Here is an 8171-nt window from a genome sequence, read left to right on the forward strand (position 1 = left end):
TATTCTAACTAAATTCTATGTTTCTACCTAAATCGTCGGTCAGACTAATCGTGATTTTAAAACAATTATCTGGTAAAAGAGATTCAACTTTTTCGGCCCATTCGAGTAAGCAAATATTGCCCGAGTCGAAGTATTCTTCAACGCCAAAATCAAGTGCCTCAGTTTCGTTTTTTAGACGATAAAAATCAAAGTGATAGATGATTTCGTCGTTTGCTGAGAGATACTCATTGACTATCGAAAAAGTTGGACTTTGGATGTTTCCAATAACGCCAAGTTTCTGACAAATTGCTTTTATCAAGGTTGTTTTTCCCGCCCCCATTTCTCCCTCAAAAATCCAAATTTTTCGGCCTTTTGCGGCCTTAATTACTTGATGAGAAATTTGCCCTAAATCTTCTAAATTATAAAACATTTGAATGGTTTATTGAAATTTTCCTGCAAAAATCGCATAAATACTTAAAATAATTTCAATCTTATTTCAGAAAAATCGTTTTTGTAAAAAAAACAAATTTTCTTAGGCAATATATGCAGAAATCTGTTGATTTTTCAAGAACTTTGTTAGACGAAATAAAAAACGCACACATAAATAAACGTGCCTGTTAGTCAATAGCGATTAGTATTTAGCTTCATTGAGCAAGCCAGTATCGTTTATGAGCTAAAGATTAATTGCTGTGACCTATATTTTAGCCAAAACCCAATAGATTTTATAAGTAGAATGTTCCAAGACAGAAAGCAAATCATTCTTAGTTTTTTCTTTTTAGTTTGTACCATTTATGCACTAAGGTTGTTTTACCTTCAGGTGATAGATGATACCTACCATACGATTGGCTCTACTGGGGCTTTAAAGAAAGAGGTGCAGATTCCTCTCCGAGGTCAGATTTATGACCGAAACGGTAAACTTTTAGTAGCAAACGTAGATGTCTATGATATGTACGTTACTCCCTACAAAGTAAAACAAATGGACACGACAACTTTCTGCCGTTTGTTCAATATCACTCGTTCTTATTTTGATAGTACGATGGCCATCGCGAAGAGTTATTCACGCAATCGTGCTACGTTGTTTTTGCGTCAGTTATCGAAAGAAGATTACGCTCGTGTGGCTGATGCTATGGTGAGTTTTCCTGGTTTTACTTTTGAACTTTCGTTCTTCCGTACGTATCCTGCACGCACAATGGCCAATGCTTTGGGTTACATCGGTGAAATTAGTAAAAAAGCATACGAAGCACAAGAAGTTGAATATTATAGAAGTGGCGACTACATCGGAATTACGGGTCTCGAAAAGCAATATGAAATGGAACTTCGGGGTAGGCGAGGTGTGAAGTTTACAATGATGAATGTTCACGGCGAAAATAAAGGCTCGTATTCAAATGGAGAGTATGATACATTGGCGGTTATTGGTAAAAATCTTTTTACCACAGTTGATGTCGAGATTCAGCAGTTGGCCGATAGCCTTTTTCAAGGAAAAACAGGTTGTGCAGTAGCAATTGAGCCACGAACTGGCGAGATTTTGGCGATGGGTTCGTATCCGTACTATGACCCAAACATGCTTTCGGGTAAACAATTTAGTAAATATTTTAAAGAACTTTACCGAAACCCCGATAAACCGCTCAACGACCGTGTAGCTACTGGTTTCTTTCGCCCAGGTTCGACTTTTAAATTAGTACAATCGTTGGTTGGTTTACAGCTTGGGTCAATCACACCCGAAACTTTCTTTGTTTGTGGTAATGCTCCCGTAAAATGTCATGGACACCCTTCGGGTAATTTACACAATGCCGTTCAGTATTCTTGTAATCCTTACTTTTACCATGTATTCAAGAAAACAATGGCGGCTACAAGCGAGACAAATCCTTTTAAAGCAGCTCCAATTATGCTATCAAAATGGCATGATATGGTTGAAAAATTCGGGTATGGTCAAAAGCTCGGCATTGATTTGCCTTCTGAGTCTTCGGGCTTATTACCCAACGTAAAATATTACGATAAGCGTTATGGCTCGAACCAATGGAAGTTTTCTAATATTTACTCTTTGAGCATCGGTGAAGGTGAAATTTCGGTGAATATGCTTAAAATGGCTAATTTGGCTGCTACCATTGCCAATCGAGGTTATTGGGTAACACCACATTTAGTGAGAGGCGTTGGCCAAAACGGAAAAGGAGTTGCTCCCGAACACCGTCAGGTACACCGTACGGATATAGACCCACGTCATTTTGAAGCAATCATCGGAGGTATGCAGGATGCTGTTGAGCGTGGAACCGTTGGTGGTGGAGCTGGTATCGTTGAAGGTATCGAAATTTGTGGAAAAACGGGTACTTCTCAAAACAAAAAAGGAAAAGATAATTCAATTTTCATAGCATTTGCTCCTCGTTATAACCCTAAAATTGCAATTGCAGTAATGGTTCAAAATGCAGGTTTTGGTGGTTCGGTGGCTGCTCCGATTGCTACCTTGATGATTGAGAAATACTTGAAACGCAAAATCGAGCGTACGGCTATTAAAGAGCGTATGTTGAATCTGAGTATCAAAACTGTTGAAGCAATGGCCGCTGGTGCAGCCGCAAAACCAATTCCGACACTTACGCCAGAGTCAACCAGTAAGCCTACGCCAGCTGCTCCTGTGGCTCCAACAAAACCTCAGAAAGAGTCGGAGAAACCTGTGAAGACAACATTTATCAAACCAAAGGAAGAAAATCTAAATAAAACCAAATAGTATGGCACGTGAAATTGATATTCGAGAAGGAATTGACTGGACAACAGTTTGGCTTTATGCGGCACTGGTGTTTTTTGGCTGGTTGAATATTTATGCGGCGGTTTACAACCCCGAAAACCCAATTACGATTTTTTCTACTTCTCATAATGCCGGGAAGCAGTTGCTCTTTATTTCATCAACATTCGTATTGATTCTTATTATACTCTTTGTCGATTACAAAGTCTATGACTCATTTGCCTATATATTCTATGGTTTCATAATCTTATTATTGATTGCAACCATCTTTTTGGCAACCGAAATCAAAGGTTCGAGGTCTTGGATAAAATTAGGAAGCACATTTTCCTTGCAACCCGCCGAATTTTCTAAAATCTTTACGGCTTTGGCATTGGCGAGATTTCTGAGTACACAAGGGGTAAATATCTCGAAAGTTAGAGATGCAATCGTAGCAGGTTTATTGGTTTTTGTGCCACCAATCATCATCATTTTGCAGAAAGAAACAGGTTCGGCCTTGACTTTTGCTGCATTTATCGCAGTTTTCTACCGTGAAGGCCTTCCAGGTATTTATCCTGCTCTTGGTATAGCCTTAGCGATTCTTTTTGTATTAGTATTATTCTTCAATAAGTTTTATGTGGTGGCTGGTTTGGCGGTAGCTTGTGGTTTGTTTTGGTATATGTTTTTGAAACGCTACGAACGTACTCGTCAGAACCTCATTCGTCTGGGTGGCGTATTTGTCATTGCATCGGCATTTGTATTTGGTGTGAAGTTTTTCACAACGAATGTATTGCAACCACACCAGCAAAAACGTATTCAAGTATTAGTAAATCCTGACTCCGACCCACTTGGAGCAGGTTGGAACGTTACACAATCGAGGGTAGCTATCAGCTCGGGTGGAATTATCGGAAAGGGGTATTTACAAGGTACACAAACCAAATTCGACTTTGTACCTGAGCAATCAACTGACTTTATTTTCTGTACGGTAGGCGAGGAGTGGGGTTTTGTGGGAAGTGTTATCGTGATTTTGATATTTGCGGCATTATTGAATAGAATCATCAATTTAGCTGAAAAGCAACGAAGTAAATTCTCTCGTATTTACGGTTATTGTGTAGCTTCTATTCTGTTTTTTCACCTGTTCGTGAATATTGGTATGACTATTGGTCTAATGCCCGTAATCGGTATTCCATTGCCGTTTTTGAGTTATGGTGGTTCGTCGCTTTGGTCATTCACAATCTTGTTGTTTATATTTTTGAAGTTAGATGCTCACCGTAGTTATAAAGTGTAAAAGGACTGATAAAAATTATTTTGAAAAATTCAGAATTTTCATTTAATTGCTTTATCTATTAAAACCTAAAACCAACAATTATCTATGGCAAATCCAGCATTTTCAGAAAAAACATTCACAAATATTGATTATACCTACGACCGCAACGAGGTCATGACGGTAGAATCAACCCTTACTAAAGTCGGTATCTTGTTATTTATCCTAATGGCGTCTTCGGCTGTTTCTTGGATAGGATTGGTGCAAGGTTGGAGTATCGCTCCAATGCTTATTCCTGCTGGTTGTATCGGTGGACTCCTCTGTGCAGTAGTTTTAGCATTTAAGAAAGAATGGGCTCCACAATTAGCACCCACTTATGCTTTGCTCGAAGGTTTAGCGATTGGTGCCATCTCGGCCATTTTCCAAGAATTTGCATTGATTGCCGCAGGTCTTACATTCGGAGTGGTATTTGTGATGTGGTTTTTGTATAAAACGAAAGTATTGCAAGCAACTCAAGGCTTTATGTTTGGCGTAGCAGCTGCAACTGGAGCGGTTTTCTTGTTGTATATGCTTACTTGGATTTTGGGGATGTTTAGTATAAACGTGCCGTATATCCACGAAGGAGGTATTATCGGGATAATTTTCTCATTAGTAGTAATCACAATTGCTGCTATGAATTTAATCATAGATTTTCATTTGATTGAGCAAGGTGCCGAAATGCAAGCTCCTAAATACATGGAGTGGTATGCCGCTTTTGGTTTGATGGTAACAATCATTTGGTTGTATCTCGAAATCTTAAAGTTATTAGCAAAATTAGCTTCACGTCGATAGAAATAATTAGGCATAAAAAACGCCGCTTTGAAGCTCAAAGCGGCGTTTTTTATGCCCAAAAAGTCATTTAAGGTTGTTTTTCGCTCTCAATTACATTACCCTGTATGGAGAGTTTCGCTTTTACAACAACTTTTGCATCGTTTCTGACGAATTCGATTTTTCCATCATAACCCATAACTTCAAAAATATCAGCCTCTTTGGTCGGAGCGAGTTCAGCCGAGCCTTGGCCTACCGCTTCACCAAAAAGTTTACCATTCTGAATACTTATAATTAATTCTTCAAAAGGTCCTTCTTTTACCTTATATTTACCTACATAAGCTTTGGCGGCAACTGTATCAGTTACTGCTGTTATGGTGGAAGTAGTTTGTGCCGAAACATCAAAACTAAAGGCAAAAATGCCCAAGAATAGTAATAGAGAAAGTTTTTTCATTGATAGATAATAAATGTTTAATAATGATTCTAATGCCTAAACGTGAATACTTAGTAATTAGTTTGCTTTATTAAATATAATTATTTTTATATTTATTTTGAAAAAATAATGATAACATAATGCCCTTATTTTTGATAAATAAAAGTTGAGCATAAGCGTTTCAAAAGATGATTATTGTCATGTATTAAAGGCAACGAAACCTATTTTTTTGCACAAAAATTAAACAAGCTTATGTTAATCACAACTGCCCAAGAAGCCCTCGAAACTGTAAAATCAGGTGATAAAATTTTTATTCACAGCGTTTCGGCTGTGCCTCACCATTTGGTAAATGCTTTAGTTGGCCGAGCTGATACGCTGAAAGGAATCGAAATATATCACCTCCACACCGAAGGCGAAGCTCCTTATACCAATCCCGAATACGCCGAAGTTTTTCATACCAACGCTTTTTTTATTGCAAAAAATACCCGAAAAGCCATTGCCGAAGGGCGGGGAAGTTATATTCCAGTCTTTTTATCGGAGATTCCTAAACTTTTTATCCAAAACATCATCAAGTTAAATATCGCTTTAATCTCGGTTTCTACACCAGATAAAAGTGGTTTTTGTTCGCTCGGCACATCGGTTGATGCTACTTTAGCAGCAATCGACTCGGCTGATGTGGTTATTGCTCAGATAAATAAATTCGTGCCTCGTACACTTGGTGATGCCCAAATTCACACCAGTCGAATCAATTATTTTGTGCCTTTTGATGAGCCTCTTCACGAAGTTTCGTGGGGCGAACCTACCGATGAACACAAACGAATTGGTAGCCACGTGGCCTCTTTAGTAGAAGATGGAGCAACACTCCAAATGGGAATCGGCAGTATTCCGAATGCGGTTTTGGCTGCTCTCAATAACCACAAAGATTTAGGAATTCACACCGAAATGTTTTCTGATGGTATTATTCCGCTGGTCGAAAAAGGAATTATTACAGGAAAATACAAAAAGCGTAATCGAGGGAAAATTGTTTCTACGTTTTTGTGTGGGTCTAAGAAACTCTACGATTTTGTTGATGATAATCCACTCGTGACAATGATGCGGGTAGATTACGTAAATGATACCTCAATTATTAGACAAAATCCGAAGGTTACGGCCATTAATAGTGCCATTGAAATTGATATTACTGGCCAAGTTTGTGCTGATAGCATTGGTTATAATATGTATTCGGGCGTGGGCGGACAAATGGATTTTATCAGAGGAGCGGCATTATCAGAAGGTGGAAAACCAATTATTGCTTTGAATGCTACCACTGCTAATGGCTTGTCGAAGATTGTCTCGCATCTGAAAGAAGGAGCGGGCGTAGTAACTACTCGGGCCAACGTACATTATGTAGTTACAGAATTTGGAATTGCTTATTTATTTGGCAAGAACTTGGTAGAAAGGGCCAAAGAACTCATCAAAATTGCTCACCCCGACCATCAAGAAGCTTTGGCTAAGTCGGCCTATGAGCGTTTCAAACATCATAGTTCGGTTAAATTTTAATCACTCTGTTATTATACGTAAAAATAATATAACTACTTAATGCTTAAATATTAGATAAAATAACTATAAAAATTTGTTTTAATAAATAATATATCTATTTTTGTCGAAAAATAAGGATAAAACTTTCTTTTATAAAATGGCAAAAGTAACCGAACATTTGAAGAGCAATAACGGAAAACCAATTTTTTCGATTGAAATCATTCCGCCAACCAAAGGCACTAATATCAATGACCTCTTGAATGCCATTGAGCCAATGATGGAATTGAAACCTCCTTTTATTGATGTTACTTTTCACCGTGAAGAATATTTTACGAAGCAAATGCCTGATGGCTCAATCAAGGAGGTACGTACTCGTAAACGCCCCGGAACAGTCGGAATTTGTTCGTCAATCATGCACCGTTTTAAAATCGACCCAGTGCCGCATGTACTTTGTGGTGGTTTTACAAAAGACGATACTGAAGATTTATTGATTGACCTCAATTATTTAGGAATTGATAACGTGTTGGCTCTCCGTGGTGATTTTGCGAAGCCATATGATACTTTCAAAGCCAAAAAAGACGGGCATCAGTTTGCCAATGAGTTAGTTTCGCAGATAAAAGACATGAATAGTGGCAAATATTTGCACGAAGATTCGGAGTATTTGAATGCCAGCGATTTTTGTATCGGTGTGGCTGCTTACCCCGAAAAACACTTTGAAGCTACTGATTTAGACCAAGATATGGAAAATCTGAAACGTAAAGTAGCCGCTGGAGCAGATTATGTAGTGACTCAGATGTTTTTCGATAACCAAAAGTATTTCGATTTTGTGAATCGTTGTCGTGCCGAAGGCATTACTATTCCAATTATACCGGGTTTGAAAGTTTTGGCTACTAAAAAGCAATTAGATATTTTACCAAGATTATTTTATCTGGATATGCCAGAGGCATTCAGAAAAGAAGTAATGGCTTGCGAAAACGATAAACAAGCCAAACAATTGGGTATCGAGTGGTCAGTGCAGCAATGCCGTGAATTAATTGATTTCGGTGTACCTGCTTTGCATTTCTACACAATGAGTAAGTCAGATACGACAATGGCCGTTGCGAGACAAGTATTTTGAGAATTCCGTAGAGACGTTGCACTGCAACGTCTAAAATTTGGAATAAGATATTTTTATGATATGAGCCGTTGCATGCAACGGCTCTACGATTTTATGGCAAAATCAAAGCATAACCTTTACTCTGATAAGTACTGAAAGTTATCAAGGCCGATTGTGCTACTTTTATGTTTTCATTGCGTTTTTCATCTACTAATTTTCTTGCCCTAAGCGACTGCCCACACACGAAAAAACGCACACCATTTTTGCTTAATTCATTGATTAATGCCGTATTTGGGTTTGACATTCCAAACTTCTTTTTGTAGGCTTCATCTTCTAAAATGACGGGTGTTCCTAAAAAATGAAA

General features: G+C 38.2%; 8 protein-coding genes. 5 read left to right on the plus strand and 3 right to left on the minus strand.

The window, feature by feature from the left end; genetic code table 11:
• Window positions 1–4: 4 nt before the first annotated feature.
• Complete coding sequence (tsaE, locus tag ACOVO2_RS04050) at window positions 5–409, minus strand: tRNA (adenosine(37)-N6)-threonylcarbamoyltransferase complex ATPase subunit type 1 TsaE (protein WP_421768737.1); 405 nt, start codon at window positions 407–409, stop codon at window positions 5–7.
• Between the two features lie 303 nt (window positions 410–712).
• Here tsaE and ACOVO2_RS04055 point away from each other — a divergent pair, with 303 nt between their 5' ends.
• The 3 genes from ACOVO2_RS04055 (at window position 713) to ACOVO2_RS04065 (ending at window position 4784) form a co-directional block, all read left to right on the plus strand.
• Window positions 713–2698 (plus strand): penicillin-binding transpeptidase domain-containing protein, encoded by a 1986-nt coding sequence (locus ACOVO2_RS04055; RefSeq protein WP_421768738.1) that lies wholly within the window; start codon window positions 713–715, stop codon window positions 2696–2698.
• A gap of 1 nt (window position 2699) precedes the next feature.
• The gene (rodA, locus tag ACOVO2_RS04060) at window positions 2700–3977 is read left to right on the plus strand and encodes a rod shape-determining protein RodA (protein WP_421768739.1); all 1278 of its coding nucleotides are present in this window, start codon (window positions 2700–2702) and stop codon (window positions 3975–3977) included.
• An 84-nt stretch (window positions 3978–4061) separates the two neighbouring features.
• Window positions 4062–4784 carry a Bax inhibitor-1/YccA family protein gene (locus ACOVO2_RS04065; RefSeq protein WP_421768740.1) on the plus strand — a complete coding sequence of 241 codons (723 nt, stop codon included), beginning with the start codon at window positions 4062–4064 and terminating at the stop codon, window positions 4782–4784.
• Between the two features lie 67 nt (window positions 4785–4851).
• Here the strand turns inward: ACOVO2_RS04065 and ACOVO2_RS04070 are convergent, their stop codons facing one another.
• Complete coding sequence (locus tag ACOVO2_RS04070; protein ID WP_421768741.1) at window positions 4852–5214, minus strand: hypothetical protein; 363 nt, start codon at window positions 5212–5214, stop codon at window positions 4852–4854.
• A 231-nt stretch (window positions 5215–5445) separates the two neighbouring features.
• Here ACOVO2_RS04070 and ACOVO2_RS04075 point away from each other — a divergent pair, with 231 nt between their 5' ends.
• Window positions 5446–6732 carry an acetyl-CoA hydrolase/transferase family protein gene (locus tag ACOVO2_RS04075; RefSeq protein ID WP_421768742.1) on the plus strand — a complete coding sequence of 429 codons (1287 nt, stop codon included), beginning with the start codon at window positions 5446–5448 and terminating at the stop codon, window positions 6730–6732.
• Between the two features lie 136 nt (window positions 6733–6868).
• Window positions 6869–7828, plus strand: coding sequence for a methylenetetrahydrofolate reductase [NAD(P)H] (metF, locus tag ACOVO2_RS04080; protein ID WP_188767706.1), 960 nt, complete (start codon window positions 6869–6871; stop codon window positions 7826–7828).
• Between the two features lie 91 nt (window positions 7829–7919).
• On the opposite strand, the gene ACOVO2_RS04085 is transcribed toward metF, so the two are convergent.
• The coding region (locus ACOVO2_RS04085) for a DsrE family protein (RefSeq protein WP_421768743.1) at window positions 7920–8171 on the minus strand (252 nt) is incomplete at its 5' end.

It is taken from the genome of Emticicia sp., from assembly GCF_049241225.1.
In the GTDB taxonomy this organism is placed as follows: domain Bacteria; phylum Bacteroidota; class Bacteroidia; order Cytophagales; family Spirosomataceae; genus Emticicia.

What these genes read in the sequence shown, in the direction of transcription:
- tsaE (WP_421768737.1), bottom strand. Translation starts at nt 409, where the DNA reads ATGTTTTATAATTTAGAAGATTTAGGGCAAATTTCTCATCAAGTAATT.
- ACOVO2_RS04055 (WP_421768738.1), top strand. Translation starts at nt 713, where the DNA reads ATGTTCCAAGACAGAAAGCAAATCATTCTTAGTTTTTTCTTTTTAGTT.
- rodA (WP_421768739.1), top strand. Translation starts at nt 2,700, where the DNA reads ATGGCACGTGAAATTGATATTCGAGAAGGAATTGACTGGACAACAGTT.
- ACOVO2_RS04065 (WP_421768740.1), top strand. Translation starts at nt 4,062, where the DNA reads ATGGCAAATCCAGCATTTTCAGAAAAAACATTCACAAATATTGATTAT.
- ACOVO2_RS04070 (WP_421768741.1), bottom strand. Translation starts at nt 5,214, where the DNA reads ATGAAAAAACTTTCTCTATTACTATTCTTGGGCATTTTTGCCTTTAGT.
- ACOVO2_RS04075 (WP_421768742.1), top strand. Translation starts at nt 5,446, where the DNA reads ATGTTAATCACAACTGCCCAAGAAGCCCTCGAAACTGTAAAATCAGGT.
- metF (WP_188767706.1), top strand. Translation starts at nt 6,869, where the DNA reads ATGGCAAAAGTAACCGAACATTTGAAGAGCAATAACGGAAAACCAATT.